The 19,973-nt window shown below is 29.8% G+C and carries 15 protein-coding genes; 5 read left to right on the plus strand and 10 right to left on the minus strand.

The window, feature by feature from the left end; all coding sequences use genetic code 11:
• Positions 1-4 precede the first annotated feature (4 nt).
• Both ACWJKP_RS16650 and ACWJKP_RS16655 read right to left on the minus strand, forming a co-directional pair.
• Positions 5-844, minus strand: a complete 840-nt coding sequence (locus ACWJKP_RS16650) for a CvfB family protein (RefSeq protein WP_165411521.1) — start codon at positions 842-844, stop codon at positions 5-7.
• A 164-nt stretch (positions 845-1,008) separates the two neighbouring features.
• Positions 1,009-1,539: a gamma carbonic anhydrase family protein gene (locus tag ACWJKP_RS16655; protein WP_165411520.1), complete on the minus strand. Its 531-nt coding sequence runs from the start codon at positions 1,537-1,539 to the stop codon at positions 1,009-1,011.
• A 630-nt stretch (positions 1,540-2,169) separates the two neighbouring features.
• On the opposite strand from ACWJKP_RS16655, the gene ACWJKP_RS16660 reads away from it, so the two are divergent.
• Positions 2,170-5,202, plus strand: coding sequence for a vitamin B12-dependent ribonucleotide reductase (locus ACWJKP_RS16660; RefSeq protein ID WP_165411519.1), 3,033 nt, complete (start codon positions 2,170-2,172; stop codon positions 5,200-5,202).
• Between the two features lie 118 nt (positions 5,203-5,320).
• Here ACWJKP_RS16660 and ACWJKP_RS16665 read toward each other — a convergent pair whose 3' ends face one another.
• Positions 5,321-5,707 (minus strand): hypothetical protein, encoded by a 387-nt coding sequence (locus tag ACWJKP_RS16665; RefSeq protein WP_165411518.1) that lies wholly within the window; start codon positions 5,705-5,707, stop codon positions 5,321-5,323.
• Between the two features lie 321 nt (positions 5,708-6,028).
• Here ACWJKP_RS16665 and ACWJKP_RS16670 point away from each other — a divergent pair, with 321 nt between their 5' ends.
• On the plus strand, positions 6,029-6,250 hold the full coding sequence (locus ACWJKP_RS16670; RefSeq protein ID WP_165411517.1) for a DUF378 domain-containing protein: 222 nt from the start codon (positions 6,029-6,031) through the stop codon (positions 6,248-6,250).
• Positions 6,251-6,364: 114 nt separating this feature from the next.
• Here ACWJKP_RS16670 and ACWJKP_RS16675 read toward each other — a convergent pair whose 3' ends face one another.
• Complete coding sequence (locus ACWJKP_RS16675) at positions 6,365-7,093, minus strand: lysophospholipid acyltransferase family protein (RefSeq protein WP_462961317.1); 729 nt, start codon at positions 7,091-7,093, stop codon at positions 6,365-6,367.
• A 153-nt stretch (positions 7,094-7,246) separates the two neighbouring features.
• Here ACWJKP_RS16675 and ACWJKP_RS16680 point away from each other — a divergent pair, with 153 nt between their 5' ends.
• Positions 7,247-8,113, plus strand: a complete 867-nt coding sequence (locus ACWJKP_RS16680) for a ComEC/Rec2 family competence protein (RefSeq protein WP_165411515.1) — start codon at positions 7,247-7,249, stop codon at positions 8,111-8,113.
• 101 nt (positions 8,114-8,214) lie between these two features.
• On the opposite strand, the gene ACWJKP_RS16685 is transcribed toward ACWJKP_RS16680, so the two are convergent.
• Both ACWJKP_RS16685 and pckA read right to left on the minus strand, forming a co-directional pair.
• On the minus strand, positions 8,215-9,042 hold the full coding sequence (locus ACWJKP_RS16685) for an undecaprenyl-diphosphate phosphatase (RefSeq protein ID WP_165411514.1): 828 nt from the start codon (positions 9,040-9,042) through the stop codon (positions 8,215-8,217).
• A gap of 407 nt (positions 9,043-9,449) precedes the next feature.
• Positions 9,450-11,027 (minus strand): phosphoenolpyruvate carboxykinase (ATP), encoded by a 1,578-nt coding sequence (gene pckA / locus ACWJKP_RS16690; RefSeq protein ID WP_165411513.1) that lies wholly within the window; start codon positions 11,025-11,027, stop codon positions 9,450-9,452.
• A 754-nt stretch (positions 11,028-11,781) separates the two neighbouring features.
• Between pckA and ACWJKP_RS16695 the strand changes: the two genes are divergently transcribed.
• Together ACWJKP_RS16695 and ACWJKP_RS16700 are read left to right on the plus strand one after the other, a co-directional pair.
• Entirely contained in the window at positions 11,782-13,140 is a 1,359-nt protein-coding gene (locus ACWJKP_RS16695; protein ID WP_165411512.1) for a MurT ligase domain-containing protein, read from the plus strand.
• Positions 13,141-13,172: 32 nt separating this feature from the next.
• The gene (locus ACWJKP_RS16700) at positions 13,173-13,898 is read left to right on the plus strand and encodes a type 1 glutamine amidotransferase (protein WP_165411511.1); all 726 of its coding nucleotides are present in this window, start codon (positions 13,173-13,175) and stop codon (positions 13,896-13,898) included.
• 36 nt (positions 13,899-13,934) lie between these two features.
• Here the strand turns inward: ACWJKP_RS16700 and ACWJKP_RS16705 are convergent, their stop codons facing one another.
• The 4 genes from ACWJKP_RS16705 to ACWJKP_RS16720 form a co-directional block, all read right to left on the minus strand.
• A complete protein-coding gene (locus ACWJKP_RS16705; RefSeq protein ID WP_165411510.1) occupies positions 13,935-15,230 on the minus strand; it encodes a helix-turn-helix domain-containing protein in 1,296 nt (431 codons plus the stop codon).
• Positions 15,231-15,320: 90 nt separating this feature from the next.
• Complete coding sequence (locus ACWJKP_RS16710; RefSeq protein WP_165411509.1) at positions 15,321-16,619, minus strand: helix-turn-helix domain-containing protein; 1,299 nt, start codon at positions 16,617-16,619, stop codon at positions 15,321-15,323.
• A gap of 263 nt (positions 16,620-16,882) precedes the next feature.
• Positions 16,883-17,059, minus strand: coding sequence for a YtxH domain-containing protein (locus ACWJKP_RS16715; protein ID WP_165411508.1), 177 nt, complete (start codon positions 17,057-17,059; stop codon positions 16,883-16,885).
• Positions 17,060-17,238: 179 nt separating this feature from the next.
• Positions 17,239-19,962, minus strand: a complete 2,724-nt coding sequence (locus tag ACWJKP_RS16720) for an ATP-binding protein (protein WP_462961318.1) — start codon at positions 19,960-19,962, stop codon at positions 17,239-17,241.
• Between the last annotated feature and the right edge of the window lie 11 nt (positions 19,963-19,973).

The following is a 19,973-nucleotide window of genomic DNA, read 5'->3' on the forward strand; positions in this document are numbered from 1 at the left end:
CTAATTACTTTAATCTAGTACCTTCTTCATCTTGATGGATTATCCCATTTTTCATAAGTCCTCCTAATGCCCTTTTAAATGCGTTTTTGCTTGTTTTAAAAACTTTCTTTATATCATCTGGAGAACTTTTATCATTGTATGGCATAAAGCCATCACTTTTATCTAAGTATTCTATTATTTGTTCCTCAACTACATCTCTTTCTTCTAGTCTTGGTTTTCTTGCCGTAACGTCCATTTTGCCATCTTCATAATATTTTTTCACTCGTACACTTAATCTATCTCCTGGTATTACACTCATATAATTCTCATTTCTTAGAATAACCGCTCTATAAATATCATCAATAGCTATCATTACGGTACCATTAGTCTGGATTCCGTATACTGTTCCTTCCACTTCCTCATCAATATCATATGAATCTGTATCGTATAAATATTTATCAATAAAAGTAGTGGCCGCTATTCTTCCAGTCTTATCTAAATATATATAAAAAAGATATTTTTTGCCTGTTTCTAATTTGTAATTTTCCTCCTTAAAAGGAACTAATACGTCTCTTTCTAAACCAATTTCTACAAAACTTCCTATTGCAGTCATGTCAATTACTTTAAGGTAGGCTAAATCACCAACCTTTGCAAGAGGTTTTTTTAAAGTTGAAATTAACCTATCACTTGAGTCTCTATATACGAAGGCTTCAACTTCATCATCAATATTAAGTGCTCTACCTAAAGTGCTTTTCATTGGCAATAATATATCATCACTAGTGTTTTCAGTCTCAGCGCCCAAATAGTACCCAAATTCTGCTCGCCTAACTACTTTTAAATTATTAAATTCTCCTATGTTTATCATTTATTATCTCCTACCTTTTTTAAACTTTTGACCAATCTATATATTTGTTAAATTTATCAACATATTGTACTAAATATTTTCTGTAAACATGTATTTATATTTCTGCTCATCTGTCACCTTTTCTATTCCATTTAATATTATCATTTTTCGCACTCTATAACAATCTAAATTAAGGTATGGTCATTTATTTGTTTTGTATTATATTTCATTGAAAGCTCTACATAATGCTGAGCTGATTTTTTTAATCCTTCCTTTTCTTCTGTAGTTAATTCGCGAATGACCTTTGCGGGCACTCCCATACAAAGAACCCCTGAGGGTATTTTCTTTCCTTGAGTAACTAAGCTACCAGCGCCGATTATAGTATACTCCCCTATTTCCGCTCCATTTAGTATAGTACTTCCCATTCCAATTAAAGTATAACTTGAAATTTTACAACCATGTATTATGGCATTATGTCCTATAGTTACATACTCTCCAATATTAACCGAAAATTCATCATCATTATGTACTGTACAATTGTCTTGAATATTTGTATAAGAACCTATAGACATGGAATTCATATCGCCTCTTAATACAGCTCCAAACCAAATACTACTGTACTCTCCTATAGACACATTTCCTATAACATCTGCACTGTAAGCAATATAAGAATGTTTATGTACATTAGGTATTTTTCCATCAAATTGATGTATCATAATTTCATCATCACCTCTTCCAAAATAATAAATACGTAGGTTTATTATGCATAATAATAAATATTTAGATTTATTATTATTTTACATAATAATAAATATTTAGGTTTATTATTTTACATAATAATAAATATTCAGGTTTATTATTTTACATAATAATAAATATTTAGGTTTATTATTTTACATAATAATAAATATTTAGGTTTATTATTTTACATAATAATAAATATTTAGGTTTATTATTTTACATAATAATAAATATTTAGGTTTATTATTTTACATAATAATAAATATTCAGGTTTATTATTTTACATAATAATAAATATGTATTTATTATACTACTATATTATATAAATTTGCCGTTTATTCGTCATATTTCTGGTTAATATTTAATGTTGATTTTTATTTGATTCTATTATATAATACCATCTGTAGTTATAATTCTTTTTCTACTTACTACATATGGTGTTATACTAATATAACACCTAATAATTAAACTAAATAATCAAGAAAATCTTTTAGTGTAGTAATATCAACCATACAGAAGTATGTTTTACATAATTTAGACTTAATCTTAATTATCATGCAACTAATAGGAGGTGAATATACTAGCTTTTTAAGCTAGTATTAATTATGGCGGAGATAAAAAATTTAATCAAACGATTTTATACAAAGGAATTAGAAAAAGATAAAACTATTACTGTTTTTGATTTATTCAAATGGAAAAAGGTAAATGTTTTTTTAAAAGACCATAAAACAAATAAAGTGCTTTTAGATATGAAGGCTTTAGAATTTCCAGAGCATTACTCTCAAAATTCTTGCGATATTATTGCTTCAAAATATTTCAGAAAATCTGGTGTTAATAATAAGCGAGGTTATGAGGATAGTATGAAAATGGTAGCTCATAGACTTGTTAATTTTTGGTGTGAATCCTTGACTGATGAGACTATTATTAAATCTCAAGAGGAAAAAAGCATTATTTATGATGAATTAATATATGCATTTTTGAATCAAATGTTTGCACCAAACTCTCCTCAATGGTTTAATACGGGCCTTAACCTATCCTATGGTATAAAAGGCGAATCCTTAGATAATTTTTATTACGATGAAAAAGAAAAAATGATAGTTAAAAGCGAAGATGCTTATACAAGGACTCAAGCTTCAGCTTGTTTCATTCTATCAATCCAAGATAAACTACTTGGCAATCATTCAATCTCTGAGCAGTATGTAACAGAGACTAAATTATTTAAAGGTGGCTCTGGCACCGGAACTAACTTCTCATCCATAAGAGGTATAGGTGAGAGATTATCTAGTGGTGGAGTTTCATCAGGTCTTATGAGTTTTTTAAGAGGACTTGACAGAAATGCTGGAGCTATAAAATCTGGTGGAACTACAAGGCGTGCTGCTAAGATGCTATGCCTTGATATCAATCACCCTGAAATAATGGAGTTTATGACTTGGAAAGCTAAAGAAGAAGATAAAGTACGCGCTCTTACTAAAATGGGTTATGATGGTAGCTTTGAAGGAGAGGCTTATGAGACTGTATCTGGCCAAAATGGAAACAACTCCATAAGATTCTCAGATGAATTTATGATGAAAGTTGATACCTTATCGAAAAATCCTAATCAGACTATTACTCTTAAAGGGAGATGTGATTCCACAGTTGATGCAGACATAAGTGTTAAGACGCTATGGGATACCTTTAATACCGCTGCTTGGCAATGTGCTGATCCAGCGCCTCAATTTGATGACACCTTTAATGCATGGCATACTTGCCCCGGTGGAGAAGATGGAGTAGTTAATGCTAAACATAATAGAATTAATTCGACTAATCCTTGTGGAGAATATGCTTTTTTAGATGATACCTCTTGTAATTTAGCTTCTATTAATATTTATAAATTTTATGATGCTTTGACTAAAAAATTTGATGTAGATGGATATGTCCATCTAATAGGACTTACTCAATTAGTCCTTGAATCCTCCATTCATTGGGGCCAGTTTCCAACTGAAGATATAGCAAGGAAAAGTTATTTATTTAGAACCACAGGTCTTGGGCTTTCAAATTTAGCTTCTTTATTTATGGTAATGGGCTATGCCTATGACTCAGAAGATGCTAGAAATATAGCTGCAGCACTAAGTGGAATAATGACTGCACAGGCTTATTATGTATCATCCCTACTTTCAAAAGAACTAGCTCCTTTTGAAAAATATGAAATCAACAAAAAACATATGCAAGTAGTTATAAGGAATCATGCAAGAGCTGCTGGAGCTCTAAATAGTAACTATGAACATTTGAATTATGATCCTATAAAAGTTAACCATGATATTTTAAGTAATGATTCCCTAAGCAATATAAGTGAAACCTTAAAAAACTGTTGGTCAAAGGTACTAAGCAGTGGCGAAAAATATGGTTTTAGAAATGCTCAAGTTACAGTTCTAGCTCCTACTGGCACTATTTCTTTTGCAATGGATTGTGGTGCAACCTCAGTTGAACCATATTTCAGCCATTTTATTTATAAAAAATTATCTGGTGGTGGATTTATGACCATCGTAAACCCCGTAATTAAAGACTCATTGGATAACCTTGGATATTCCGAAAGTGAAACAAATGATATTCTTGATTATATTCTAAGAAAAGAAAAGGTTGATGAAAACGGCTTTGAATATGAAAAAATCATTGATGGAAAAATTGAGGGTGCTCCACATTTAAAGGTAGAACATTTGCCTATATTCGATACAGCAAACAAATGCGGTAGCGGAAAAAGATATATTTCATTTATGGGACATGTTCTCATGATGGCGGCAATAACCCCAATGATATCAGGTTCTATATCAAAGACTGTAAATCTACCTAAAAATGCTACCATAGAAGACTTTAAAGAAGTAATATTAAATTCTTGGAAGCTAGGCGTGAAAGGTATCTCCTTATATAGAGATGGTTCAAAAGCAAGTCAACCTTTAAACACTACTTTATCTGTTGACAAAGAACTGTTACTTGAGGATTTATCATACGAGGCTCTTTTAAAGAAAGCAAAGTCATTACAAGAAACTTCAAACCACTCCACAAGAGAAAAGCCAATTGGAATACGTTATGGAACTACTCATCCTGCTCAAATTGATGATGTAAAAGTCTATACTACGATAAATAGGCGCTCAAACGGAGAAATTTCTGAAATATATATAACTACAGATAGGGAAGGTACTATAATTACTGGATTATTGAATTCTCTTTCAAAGGCAATTTCAGTAATGCTTCAGCATCATGTACCTGCGCAAGCCATTTCTAAAATGCTTCGCGGACAAAAATTTGAACCTTATGGTTTTGTACAAAAGCATCCTTATATTAAATCTGTTTCTTCTATATCTGATTTAATTAGTAAGATTATTGATATAGAACTAGGAGATTATAGTAGATGTCAAATTAAACCTGAAAATTACGACAACGCTAATATACCTAAAAATCCACTAATGCCTGGTGAGACTGAAATTTCAACTGGCCTAGCAGACGCTGAGAATGTCCTCGCCCCTACTAACATAAGCACAGACACTATCCAAGGGGAAAGATTATACTCTGAAACCTGCTCTCATTGCTCAAGTACTAGGCTTGTTAGAAACGGCACTTGTAAAGTTTGCCTTGAATGTGGAACTACTACTGGATGTAGTTAGCTTCAACAAATCAAAATCTCACAATTATTTTGTGACAGTTAAAAAGTATTAAATATTATATATATAGACACATTCAAAAGGAGTACAAATTCCCCATGGAAATTTGTACTCCTTTTTATTATTTTTTATTATTTTTATTCCTATTAGGTTTAGCCTTGGACCTAATTACTACATCGTCCTTCTTATCTTTTTTAGCATTAATATTTGCAGAACCTATGCTTGTTGAATTTTTTTTAAAAATATTCGAATTTTTTAAAAAACCTGATAAATCCGTAAACCATAAAACCATAATAGCAGATATTCCTGTCATTACATAGTAAGTTACATGATTTATAATATTAGGCCATATGAGCACAGGAACCACATATATTACAATAGCTAATAAAAGCACTATCCACTTGTTAATATTTACCTTATCTAGTACGTAAGTTTTTAAAACATTATATATTACAAGAACAATAATTGCAAATGCAACAACGCTAAGTATTTGTATGAAGATATTCATATTTTATCCCTCCCTTTTCTATAGATAATGTTAACACTATCTTTCTATAAATAAATGTATACTATACATTATCAAACATATTTTAATATATATCAATAGCTTATGCATTAATTTATCTATTTATATTTGCATTTCAAAAAAGTTTATACTAAAATATCTTTGAGCAGTATTTAATAAGAACTGCACTTAATTATTTAACATATTATTAATAATCCACTATTAAATACATGGTGAAATTAAATATTTTTTTTTAATATAGTAATAATTTTTTAAAAATTGTAAACAATAATACTAAGACTTATGAAAGAGGAGATGTTTACAATGAAAGCATTAGATGGTACTGCACTAGTATTAGTTATCATAGGCGCTATAAATTGGGGACTAATTGGATTTTTCAAATTTGACCTAGTATCAAGCTTATTTGGCACTGGAACAGCATTTACGAGAATTATTTTCGCTCTAGTAGGTTTATGCGGTCTATACTCTTTATCTTTCTTAGGAAGAGACAGAGCTAGCGACAGCGATAGAACTGAGGTTAAATAATTTTCAAATAAATATTTCTATACAATATAAAAGAAGCTGAAGTTTCAAATTCAGCTTCTTTTATGTTACTTCAGCTTTAGGGTATTTAAATAAATAACAAATAAGCATATAAATCTATTTTCCCTCACGTTCCTTATTTAAATTGTTTTGGATTATATTTCGTACTACCTCTGAAATTTTTACTTTTTCTTCCTTTGACATACCCTCCATATATATAGGTTTATCTATTATAAGCTTAGCATTTGCCTTTTTAATTTTCCCATTATTACCTTCCATCGCTTTATAAGTATCATAAAATGTTATAGGAACAATAGGTACCCCTGCCTTTATCGCTAGCCTCATACTACCTTTTTTAAACTCCCCTATACTGTTACTTCTACTTCTAGTACCTTCTGGAAAAATAATCATAGAATATCCATTCTTTAAATTTTGAACACCTTCCGAAATTGCCTTCAAAGCTTCTCTTGGATTTTCCCTATCCATAAATACACAATGTATTTGCCTCATCCAATAGCTCATTATTGGTATTTTTTTCATTTCTTTTTTAGCAACTGCACCAGTAAGTCTATTCATATTAGATAATATCACTGGTGTATCAAAATTACTTTGGTGATTTCCCACAAAAACACAAGGCTCATTTGGTATATTTTCTTTTCCTACGACTGTTAAATTTAATCCTGCGACCCTAAGCACAAAATTAGACCACTTCGTAGCTACTTTGAATATATACACATCTGCCTCTTCTCTAGTTTTATGTTTTTTTATGCTATTAAATTTTATCTTCTCAAAACTTTTACCGATCAAATTGATAATAAAACACAAATAAAAATATATAGTTCTCATATCACTGTTCCTTTCATTTTACGATTGAATTACAACTATAATTATACTAGTTTATAAGACTTATTTCAAATTTCTCCTTGGTTATTGATATTTTTTTATATAATTGGATAAAATCATTTATATGCTTCAAATATTACATAGGAGATTAATCATATGCCAAAGAAAACCTGGTTAAAATATATTTTACTTTGTACCGTCTTAGTTTTTATATCTGTCTGTGTTACTATATGTTATAAATCTACTATAAAAACTAACTTAAATTTAGAAAATAATATGGTTACTCATTTTATTGATGTAGGACAAGGTGATTGTATACTTGTTCAAGTAAATAATAAAAACTTACTAATTGACAGTGGCACCGTTGATTCAACTCAAAAGTTAATTAGATATCTAAAAAAAAATAATGTTAAAAAACTTGACTATGTAGTTGCAACTCATCCCCACGAAGACCACATAGGCGGTATGGCTAAAATAATTAAAACCTTCGATGTAGATGAATTCTATGCCCCTAAAGTCATATCTACCTCGCAGTCATTTGTTGATATGATCAATTCTCTAAGAAATAAAAATCTTAAAATAAAAGTATCTGCACCTAATATTTCTTTAGATTTAGGCCCTAATGCAACATGCGTTATGCTATCACCTAATAAAACAAGTTATGAAAACACTAATAATTACTCCTGTACAATAAAGGTATCTTATAAAAATTCAACTTATTTATTTACAGGTGATATAGAGTCCCTAGCTGAGCAGGAACTACTAGACAATGGTTACAATTTAAAATCTCAGGTGCTTAAAGTAGCCCATCATGGCAGTAAGTCATCAACCTCACAAGAATTTCTAAATAAAGTTTCTCCAAAAATTGCTGTAATAAGTTGTGGAACTTACAACACTTATGGTCATCCAAATAAAGGAACCTTAGCTAAATTGAAAAAGATAAATTCTATTGTCTATAGAACTGATTTAGATAAAAATATTATACTTATAAGCGATGGCACGAACATAAATAAAAAAAACTAGTTACCTAGTTTTTTTATTTAAATCAAGAAAACATTAATTTAAATCTTCTTCGAATCTATGTAGAGAATCATGTAATGATCTAATTTCCATAATATTATTATTTATAATGAAATAGTACCAATCTTAATTAAAAACAGCAAAACTACACCAACAATTATTCTATAAATAGCGAAAACCTTCATAGGTTTTTTCTTTAAATAAGAAACAAATTTATCAACCACAATTAATGCAACTAAAAAGGCTGTTACAAATCCAATAACCAAAGTTATAATTTCTCCACTACTAAAATTCATTCCACTTTTAAATAAAGTTAATGCTGTAGCTCCAACCATAGTTGGTATCGCTAAAAAGAAAGAAAACTCAGTTGCAGCAACTGTAGAAACGCCACAAATCCAACCTCCCATTATCGTCGATGCTGATCTTGACATACCTGGCCATAGTGCTAAGCATTGAAAAAAGCCTATTTTAAATGATTGCTTAATACTTATTTTCTCTATACTTTCTGTTGTATACTTTTGCCTAAATCTACCTTCTATAATAATCATTAGAACTCCGCCAACTATTAACCCCACGGCTACAGTTCCTGAATTAAAAAGATATTTATCTATTTTATCATTTAGAACAAACCCAAAGACTGCAGCTGGTATAAATGCAACTATAATATTAGTCCAAAACTTAATACCTGAGGGTTTCCCTTGAAAAAATTCCACAACTGATTTCCATATTTTATTCCAATATAAAACTATAATTGCAAGAATAGCTCCTAATTGAATGACTACCTCAAATTGATTTGCAAATGCCCCTTTAAAATTTATAATATCTCCTACAATGATCATATGTCCAGTAGAGGAAATAGGAACAAATTCTGTTACCCCTTCTACTATAGCTATTATTATAGCTTTTAACACCAATATAACGTTTAAATTCATCTAATGTCTGCTCCCTTCTAAGCATAATTTATTATATTCTATTTGTATGTTGATATGTTTATTTTTCTATTACAACTTCCCTAGATAAAGTTTTACCACCTTGTGACTTATTCCAATAGAATCTAAACACTCTTCATACATAATTGTATAATACTATCTGATACTTCATTTCCATCTAAAGCTACTTCCATTATTTCTAATGCATTTTATTACTAGTCATTTAGGTCGTTCCCGCCTTTACTTTTTCTATTAATAAACTGCATGATTTTTATTGAGTTCTCAAATTTATGATCCTTATTCAAAATACCTAATGAATACTCATTTATTTAATGAGTATATCATATTTACGCAAAAAATCACATAAAAACCCGTCGGATTATAATGCTTCTAGCCGTCGGGTTTTTATATTATTTATATATAGGTCCAGCTTTTTTTATGTTTTCTGCAACTCCTTTAAATTTGCTAAAGTTCTCAGCAAATTTGAATGCTAATTCTTTAGCTTTTAAAACATAATTTTCTTTATCTCCCCATGTATTTTGTGGATTCAACATTTTTGTTGGAACATTTGGCACCGCCACCGGTATATCTACTTTAAATATTGGATGTTCTTTATACTCAACATCCTTAAGCTTACCTTCAAGAGCAGCTTTTACCATAGCCTTCGTATATGATAGTTTCATTCTTGAACCTACCCCATATTCTCCGCCAATCCAACCTGTATTTACCAAAAACACCTCAGTGTCATATTTGTCTATTCTCTCACCTAAAAGCTTTGCATAAACTGAAGGGTTCATTAGCATAAAAGCTTCTCCAAAGCAAGATGAAAAAGTCGCTTTCGGTTCTGTAATCCCACGCTCTGTACCCGCAAGCTTACTTGTATATCCCGAAATAAAATGATACATTGCAGCTTCTTTTGAAAGTTTTGAAATTGGTGGAAGAACTCCAAAAGCATCTGCTGTTAAAAATATTATAGTGCTTGGTTGTCCACCAATTCCACTTAGTTCTGCATTTTCGATATATTCTATAGGATATGCGCCTCTTGTATTCTCTGTTAAGCTATCATCATCATAGTTAGGCATATTATTATCATCAAGCACGACATTTTCAAGCAATGCACCAAATTTTAATGCTGAGTAAATTTCACTTTCATTATTTTTATCTAATTTTATAGTTTTGGCATAGCATCCACCTTCAAAGTTAAATACTCCTTTATCACACCAACCATGTTCATCATCTCCGATAAGCTTTCTTTCTGGATCTGCCGACAATGTGGTTTTTCCTGTACCTGAAAGGCCAAAGAATACTGCTGTGTCTCCATTTTTACCTATATTGGAAGAACAGTGCATTGGGAATACGCCTTTTCCAGGTAATAAAAAATTCATTATTGAAAAAATTGATTTTTTAATTTCTCCTGCATACTGTGTTCCACCAATTAAAACAATTTTCTTATCAAAATTTATTATAATAAAAGCTTCAGAATTTACTCCATCTTCTGCTCCTTTTGCTTTAAATCCCGGAGCCGCAATTACTGTGAATTCAGCCTTATGATACTCAAGCATTGTTTTATCTGGTCTTCTAAATAATTGATTAGAAAGCAATGCCTCTGATGCAAATTCATTTACTATTCTAATAGGTAGTCTATATTCTTCCATAGCACCAACATAACCATCAAATACAAATATATCTTTATCACTTAAATATTTACACACTTGACTATACAAATTTTCAAAAATACCCTCTTCAATTGGTAAATTTATATCGCCCCAATTTATTAATTCTTCAACACTTTCTTGTGAAACTATAAATCTATCCTTAGGCGATCTGCCTGTATATTTTCCTGTGTTTACAACCAATGCACCTGATTCTGATAAAGTACCTTCTTCTCTTTGCAGCGCAAAACTTACTAGATCGGATACAGGTAAATTCCTGTATATTTTTTTTGATGTTCTTATATTTAAATAATTCAAGTTTTTTAAACAAACCACAATGTTACCCCCAATTACATAATATCATTATTTCTATATCTAATAATTTTAAAAATAATTAGTATATTTAACCTGCCTATAAAATTAGTTACTATAATAATATAGTACAACATTCCAACAAAAATGCAAGATAAAAATTGAAAAAAATTCATTCGATGCTTTTTATGCATAAATTCCTTCATTATAGTAATTTATTATTGTTATAGATAACTAAATCTTATTAATATAAAAAAATGTTTTCGGCTTCTGTTACTAACAGTATTTGTTACAGTATGGAACCCCCACTTAAAGAGGTTTGAAACTTTCCTTCTGAAATGTCGTTAAATCTAACGTTTTGTGTGTTATAGTTATATTCTAATAAATGCATAACTAAAAATCCAAATTATTTAATTTTGAGTTACATTATTATGTTAGAGATTTATGCAAATATGTTATAATTATATATTGGCTTAAATATATAATTATTTATTTAACAATGGTGGGGTTGAAGCATTTTCTTAAAATGATCACCTATAAGAATAATTAACAGAAAAAATGAAATAAGCTATTCATCTTTACTACTGACTTTTTTTATGAATTATACAAATGACTATTGCCCAACGCCTATAAATGGCGATGCTAAGCTAAATTTACTAAGTAGATTAAGTAACCTCTCCAAAGATTCACGTTTTAAAATAAGTGATGAGTTTTTCTATATAAATGTCAATAATAATAATAATAATAATAACTAAGTGCATAAGTACAATTAAAGGATGTGTTCAACATTAAAATTCAGTCGTTACTCAGTATATTAGTTTCAAAGTCTATTATGAAATTATCAAAATTTTTATTTCAAGGTGGCACAAATTTCCCCGGCAAAATTGCCTTAAAGCTTGATAAAAATATTTTAAAAACAATTGCTAATAATTATGAGGTTATACTCATAACCGGTACAAATGGAAAAACCACAACAACAAGCATGATTTACAGCATCGTAAAAGATAGCAATAAGCAAGTAATTACTAACAATACTGGAGCAAATATGTATACAGGAATAGTTGCGTGTTTTATTTCAAATTATTCTTTTAAAAAGTCTTGCGAGAAAAAAATAGCTGTTATAGAAGTAGATGAAGCCAATGTAAAGTTTGTAACTGAATATATATCTCCGCGTATAATTACTGTTACCAATTTATTCAGAGATCAACTGGACAGATATGGTGAGGTGTATACAACGCTCAAGAAGATACTAGAAGGTGTAGAAAAAGTTCCCACAGCGACACTTCTTCTTAATGGGGACGAATCTTTATTCGGAAACTTAAACCTCAAAAATGATATTGTATACTATGGTTTCGGTACTAAAGTTAATGATAACAACATTGTAGATATCAATGCTGATGCTAAATTTTGCACAATCTGCAAATCTCCTTATGAATATAATTTTATTACCTACAACCATCTAGGGGACTTCTATTGCAGCGGTTGTGGATATAAACGTCCAAATCTTACATACTCTGTGGATAAAATTGTTGATTTAAACACCAGTGGTTCCACTGTTCATATTAATAATAAAGAGTATTACATAAACCAACCAGGTACTTATAATATTTATAATGCCCTATGTGCATATTCCGTAGCTAAGTTACTTGGCCTTGAAGATACCTCTATAGAGCACTCTCTTAAAACAGTAGCTAGTAGCTTTGGCAGACAAGAAACCCTTAATATTGAAGGCAAAGAGGTTAAAATAATATTAGTTAAAAATCCAGCTGGCTATGATGAAGCAGTAAACACTATTAATCTTGATAAACGGAAAATAAATTTATCGCTTCTGCTAAATGACAATTATGCTGATGGAAAAGATGTTTCATGGATTTGGGATGTTAATTTTGAACGTCTAACTAGCCTTAATATTAACAAAATTATGATATCAGGAATACGTTTGTATGATATGGCCATAAGACTTAAAGTAGCAGGCTTTACCTCAGAATCTTTCCTCTTATGCAAAGACGAAGAGTCCTTACTACATCAAATCAAAGCTTGTGATGGTGAAATAGTTTATATACTAGCTACCTATACTGCCATGATAAATTTAAGAAAATCTTTACACGCTAAAGGATACATAGATAAAATTTGGTAATATAAAAAAATTTAAATTAGAAGGTGAATATTATGGAAATTAACATTTGTCATTTATATCCTGATTTATTGAATGTTTATGGGGATGTAGGAAATATTTTAATATTGAAACATAGAGCTGAGCTGCGTGGCATTAAAGTAACCATTGTTAATATATCTATGGGCGATATTTTCAAAGTAGAGGATTATGATATTGTATTTTTCGGTGGAGGACAAGATTATGAGCAGGCCATAGTTTCCCCTGATTTAATAGAATTCAAAAAATCTGCTATAGAAGAATATATACAAAGTGGAAAAGTGTTTTTAGCCATTTGTGGTGGATATCAATTGCTTGGTAAATATTATACTACTCCTGAGGGCGTGCAGCTTGAGGGTCTTGGTATTTTAGATATTTACACCGAAGGCGGAGATAAACGTTTCATAGGCAACACAGTTATTCATAATGAAGCTTTTGATGAAACCTACGTAGGCTTTGAAAATCATTCTGGAAGAACCTATATTAACAACTTAAAGCCACTTGGCACAGTTGAAGTTGGCTATGGCAACAACGGAGAAGACGGTTATGAGGGCTGCGTTTACAAAAATACATTCTGTACTTATTTCCATGGCTCCCTTTTATCTAAAAATCCTGAGCTCGCAGACAGAATACTTACACTAGCATTAACTAATAAATATAATGAAGTAGCTTTAACTTCTTTAGATGATAGTTTAGAAATTAAAGCTAAACAATTTATAATAAACAGAGAAACTTCTAAATAAAATAAAAAAAGATGTAGGACTTGGATAATTCCAAACCTACATCTTTTTTTCTAATTGGACCGCTAAACTGAAATACTTTATAGAATCAGCTACATTACCAAGTTTATGATACATACTTCCCATTTCTAAGTAACGCGAATATATATTTTGCTTCGCGCCGAATTTCAATAATGAATCTAAAGACAAGTTCATATACATCTCTGCATTAGATGCCTTTCCTTGTCTGTCAAGAATAATAGCTTTATAATAATAGCTTTTTTCAATTAATTTAATATCATCTAAATTAATTGCATAGTTTAACACTTCATCCGAAATAGACTGTGCGAACTCTATTACGTCATTTTTAATAAGCTCTTTAACGATATCTAGCATAAAGCTAACTAGTCCTCTCTTATCGCCCCTAGGATATACGCTTAAACCCTTATTGATATATTCAACTGCTCTATCTTTCATATTACAGTCAAACATTGTGGATCCATAATTAAAAATAGCTATTGCCTTACTAGAAGTTTCATCTTTATACAGCTTATACGACTTTTTTTCATATTCTTGGAACTTGCCATTGTTCACTCTTATAGATAGCATAGCCAACATATGATATATCTCGGCCGCTTTAAATTCTGTATCCACGTGCTTAAGTAAATCTAATAATCTTATTCCCACATGATAAGCGCGTTCAAAATTTCCAAGCATAATGTTACAGGCAGCCTCACTATAAGTTACCGTTATTATTTTTTTATAATTAGGCGTCTTGCTCGCTTTTAACCCTTTTCTCACATTACAATAATAGCTCGAGGCTTGAAGATAATCTTCTTTTATATATAAGCGTCTTGCCATGTCTATATAGTAAGTTAATTGATTATCTTCTATTGATGTTTTTAGGTGTAAATCATAATATTTTGAAGTAATTAATTGAGTCTTCTCAAAGTCTTTTTTATCTAAGTAAAAATTAAACAACATATGTATTAGTTCAATTGCTAAATCATAGTAATTATATTTTTCAGCAAACTTCAAATTATAAGATACTTTAGCTTCAAATGCATCATCATTGATATCATTTGTATCATTTACATGAATGACATTCATGTCATTCTGTTTCAACTCCTTAATGTTTTCCTCAATTTGATCAAACACGTTTTCATTTAAATATTCAAGATCTATGTCCAATTTATTACTAATCAGTTCAAGTACCCAACGTTCCGCCATGACCTTGTTATTTTCTATACAGCTCATTTTAGACACTGAGATCTTGTCATCGCATATTTCTCTCAAGGTATATCCTTTGTATATTCTAGTCCTTTTTATTTTTTCTCCCGTTGATAATATTTCCATCCTCATCACCCATCCACAAGTCAAATAACTAATTTATGAAGCTAATCATAAAATAGCTTTACTTAAATCATCTTCTGAAATGTCGTTAAACTACTTAATTATTCCTAGTTTTTTAAATAACTCTACACCTTCGTTTAGGTATTTAGCTGCGTCCGTACCTCTACCACCTTCAATATAGAACTTTCCAATCATTATAGATATCTCAGCGGCTTCCTTTATTTGCCCTTGTTCTTTCACAAAATTTAGTGCCTGTACTAAAGTGTTTTCTGCTTCATTCTTATTGTCTTCTAATAAATCGACCCTATATTTTAATAAATAGTAATGGCATAACTCTTTATAATTTCCATCTTCTATATATTCTATAATACGATCTAAAGCTTCCTTAGCTTCATTTACATACTTAAGCTTAATATAATTTTCACAAATATTTACTAAGGTATCTATTAACTTTAAGTCATTAGTCTTTTGCCTTATTTCCTTAGCTTTATTTAAATGTATAAATGATTCTTCCATGTTTTCAAACTCATAGAATAATCTCCCTAAATTGTTTTCTATATCTGACACATAACTTAAATTGTTAATTTCATAAAAAACTTTTAAAGTAATCTCTGAATATTTTATAGCATTCTTAATATCGCCTTTTTTATTATATTCATGTGCTAATAATAAAAGTGAATTAGCGTATTCTTTCTTATTATCTATTTGCTTAAACTTTTCTTGAGCTAAATATGAATATTCTATAGCCTTTTCTATATTTTCTAATTTGAAATAAGTAAAACCTATGTAATAATATATTTCACCTAATAAAAAATCATTTCCAATCTGATTATCCGTAAAAACCTTTTCGGCTTGCTTAAAATAACTCGAAGCTGACTGATAACCCCTAAGTTCAAGTGTTATTTTCCCAAGCTTCAGAAAAGTTCCAATTATTTCTTCATAAGAGTTATTTTTGATGAATATAACATTTGAGGAAATGAAAGCCTGTTGAGCTGATGCGACCTCTTCCCTAGCCATATATATATCCCCTCTTAATGATAAATTTCTGGCTTTTCTATATTCCAATTTATATTTTTCAGAATAACATATAGATTTTTCGATATTTTGCTCCGCTTGTATTAAGTCACTATTTAGAATAAGTGCTTCAGCAATATTTTCATAAAATAAACATATTTTCTCAGCTTGAGCCTCTTCCGACTCCATTAGATATTCAACAGATGTATTTAAGGCATTTGCCAAATATTCTAATAAATCCATGCTGGGATTAGACTTCCCAGATTCAACCAAACTAATTTGTCCAGGAGTTATTCTGCTTCCTGCAAGATCCTTTAATGTCATATTGAAATTTTTTCTTTTCCTCTTTATCTTTTCTCCTAAAGACAATATTTCCATAATCACTCTTCCTTTACAACATGGTAATATATATAAAATATTATTAATTTAAACAATCTTAGACAATTTTAATTCAATTATAACATAGTTTACCTATAAAATTAAAATTTTATGAACAATTCTTTGATTCTCATTAATAAAATTAAAAATTGTAAACTATACATTTATTTGTATATTTTGGAATTCTAATTCTTAATGGTGATATCAATTAAAAACTCCAAACTATATATTTATTAATATAGTTTGGAGTTTTCTAATTATGTTTATAAAATATAATCCTTCACGTTATCATACATATCTCCTGCCATATTCATTACCACTTTACCAGCTTTTTTAGCTCTTCTTTTTGTGCTCCTGTCCATATTAGGAATTAGCATTACACCTGCCGCTACTCCAATTATTGCCCCTGCTGTAATTGTTGATATAAATTTATTATGCATAAGTTACACATCCTTTCCTTCTTTAGTTTATTTACTCTTTATAGGATGTGCATTTTTCAAATAATTAATCTCTTTTTTTTAAACTTTATCTTTATATCTGACATTAAAAAAGCTAATAATTCACAAATATTTATGTCATAACTTAAAGTTTTTATAAATTTTCATAAAGTATAACGACATTACGAATAAATATCTGACAGTTCAACTTGTATACTTTCGTTTTTACTTCTCACATTGCTACTATATATCATATTTTCATGAAGTACCTTTTTTGAAGGAAGCAAAACTGTAAACTTACTTCCTTTCCCAAATTTACTTTCAACATATATATTACCACCATGTAATCCTACAATCGACTTAACCAAACTTAAGCCAATGCCTGTACCTTCTGCATTTCTTGATAGAGATTTATCTACCTGCTTAAATCTATCAAATATCATATCCAAGTGCTCTTCTTCAATACCAATGCCATTATCCCTCACTGATATTTCTACGTACTCGTTCTTATCCTTAATGTTCACAAATATTTCATCACCTTCATCTGAAAATTTTATAGCATTTGATATAAGATTCAATGCTATTCTTTCTACCTTTTCTGTATCACAAGCAATAATTTTTTCTTCTATATCCGTATCGAAAATAATATTTAATCCTCTACTTTCACTAAGTGCAGTTACAGACATAACTATTTCTTCTACAACTTCAACTATATTGTTATTTGATAGATTTAGTTTAAAGAATCCTGCTTCAATTTTTGATAAATCAACTATGTTATTAATAATTTTAGATAACCTATAGGAATTTTGCTTTATTGATTCAATATATTTAATAATTGAATCCTTCTTCTCGTCCAGGGACCCACTATTGCAATACATATTAAATAACTGAGCTGTTGCAAATATAACATTTAGAGGTGTTTTAAGCTCATGTGATATGTTAACAAGAAATTCTCCCTGTAATTTCAATGCTTTTTCCATGATCATATTAGATTTTATTTCATTAGTAACATCTATTATTAAAATTAATATTTCTCTGACCTCTCCATTTAATTCAATCATGGGCTCAAAAATGATATTCCAATATACTTCGTTCCCATTTATTAAAAGATTTTTTTTATTCAAATACTTAATTTTCTTTTCTTTTAACACTTCACCAATACACTGGTAATATTCTCTTGTTTCTAATATTTTAAATAACCCTTCAATCCCATTATCTTTTATTTGCTCCATTGATTTAACGGTAGGTCTGAGCAACTTAATTATACTAAATGCCTTTTTATTAATATCCACGATCTTTAAATCAGGACATGATAATCTGACAAGAGGTAAATCAAAAGTATTTACCATTCTGTTCAAAAATTCATATCGGCTTCTTATAGCTTCTTCATGCTTTAAATAGGTTGTCATATCTTTGCTGCAAATCACACCTAAAGTAAATTTCCCTTCGAGGTCATATATAGGCGTTCCACTAACATCTAATTGTAACGTTTTATAAGGAGACTTTACTATAAGTCTCATGTTTTTAAATTTTTCACCCCTCATAACTCTATGAGATGGAGTATTTTCAGTCTCAATTTTTTCTCCAAAAGTATCATAAAACTCAGATGTTTTATACCCATCAACTATATTTTCCATGCAATTATAAGATTGGAAAAACATTTCCCTTGATGCTTTGTTAATTAATACATATCGTTCTTTATTGTCAAAAATAGCAATAGAATCAGATATATTTTCTATGATAGCTTCTAATTCCTTTTTCTGTTCTTCAATTTTTCTAGATTGTTTAATTGTTTCAGTAATATCATGAAAGCATGATACTATCATAGTTAACTCTCCACTCGCATTATAAATTGGAATTGAACTAATTTCAGCAAAATACTCTTTATTAGGATGGCATACGAATATCTTAATATTTTTTATTCTTTCGCCTCTTAATGCTCTAACTGAAGGAAAATTTTCAAATGCTATCTCATTGCCTTTCATATCAAATGCTTTAGTGTTTTTATAAGCATCGCCTAGAGTAATTCCTATGTCCGATTGACAAACTAACCTCTTCGCTTCTGCATTCACCATTATAACTTCACCTTTATTATCTGCAAACATTACTCCCTCAGATAAATTTTCAATTACGCTAATTAACTGTATATTCTGTTGTTCTAACTTCTCCTTTTGCTGTTCTAATATCTTGTTTTGTCGTTTTATACTTTTATTTTTTAAAACCCTTTCAGTAATATCATTAGCGGTTACAAATCTGTATTTCATCTTTCTGTTTTCAAATATAGGCATTTGCGTAGACTCCCAATAAGTTATACCTCGTGCAAGCTCATCAAATCTGACTTCGTTTATATATCTAGTCTTTTGCGAAACAAGAACAGTATTCCAAATAGCTTCAACTTGACTTCCTACAAACCCTGTTAGAATTTCCTTAATAGATCTACCTATACTATTTTCTTCTTTATTAAAAGGTGAATCTAAAAAATTAAGATACGTCTGATTTGCTCTAAGCAGTATTAAATCGGGCAAACTGTAAACAGCTGCGCCCGATATCTCATCTACAAATATTTGTTCTACAAAAATGAGTTTTTCATCAAGTCTAGAATTTAATTCCTCAACAAAAGTATATTTTTTTATATTTGCCTCGGTATCATGAAAAAGCGATATATTTACTTCTCTTGCACTGAGGGATTTCGTGAATATATATCCCGAGTACTTACTGCTTATACTATCAAGAAATATTTGTGAATTGATTTTAAGCATTCCCCCTATTTCTATAAGTGATTTACCTAACAATTCATCCAATGAATATCCTGTAAAATCAAGAAACCCTTGATTAACCTCTATTAAAATACCACCACTACAATAGAAATATGGTTCTACTATTCTGTTATTAAAAATATTTCCCAATGTATTCCTCC

Source organism: Clostridium sp. CM037, from assembly GCF_055081095.1.

What these genes read in the sequence shown, in the direction of transcription:
- ACWJKP_RS16650 (WP_165411521.1), bottom strand. Translation starts at nt 844, where the DNA reads ATGATAAACATAGGAGAATTTAATAATTTAAAAGTAGTTAGGCGAGCA.
- ACWJKP_RS16655 (WP_165411520.1), bottom strand. Translation starts at nt 1,539, where the DNA reads ATGATACATCAATTTGATGGAAAAATACCTAATGTACATAAACATTCT.
- ACWJKP_RS16660 (WP_165411519.1), top strand. Translation starts at nt 2,170, where the DNA reads ATGGCGGAGATAAAAAATTTAATCAAACGATTTTATACAAAGGAATTA.
- ACWJKP_RS16665 (WP_165411518.1), bottom strand. Translation starts at nt 5,707, where the DNA reads ATGAATATCTTCATACAAATACTTAGCGTTGTTGCATTTGCAATTATT.
- ACWJKP_RS16670 (WP_165411517.1), top strand. Translation starts at nt 6,029, where the DNA reads ATGAAAGCATTAGATGGTACTGCACTAGTATTAGTTATCATAGGCGCT.
- ACWJKP_RS16675 (WP_462961317.1), bottom strand. Translation starts at nt 7,093, where the DNA reads ATGAGAACTATATATTTTTATTTGTGTTTTATTATCAATTTGATCGGT.
- ACWJKP_RS16680 (WP_165411515.1), top strand. Translation starts at nt 7,247, where the DNA reads ATGCCAAAGAAAACCTGGTTAAAATATATTTTACTTTGTACCGTCTTA.
- ACWJKP_RS16685 (WP_165411514.1), bottom strand. Translation starts at nt 9,042, where the DNA reads ATGAATTTAAACGTTATATTGGTGTTAAAAGCTATAATAATAGCTATA.
- ACWJKP_RS16700 (WP_165411511.1), top strand. Translation starts at nt 13,173, where the DNA reads ATGGAAATTAACATTTGTCATTTATATCCTGATTTATTGAATGTTTAT.
- ACWJKP_RS16705 (WP_165411510.1), bottom strand. Translation starts at nt 15,230, where the DNA reads ATGGAAATATTATCAACGGGAGAAAAAATAAAAAGGACTAGAATATAC.
- ACWJKP_RS16710 (WP_165411509.1), bottom strand. Translation starts at nt 16,619, where the DNA reads ATGGAAATATTGTCTTTAGGAGAAAAGATAAAGAGGAAAAGAAAAAAT.
- ACWJKP_RS16715 (WP_165411508.1), bottom strand. Translation starts at nt 17,059, where the DNA reads ATGCATAATAAATTTATATCAACAATTACAGCAGGGGCAATAATTGGA.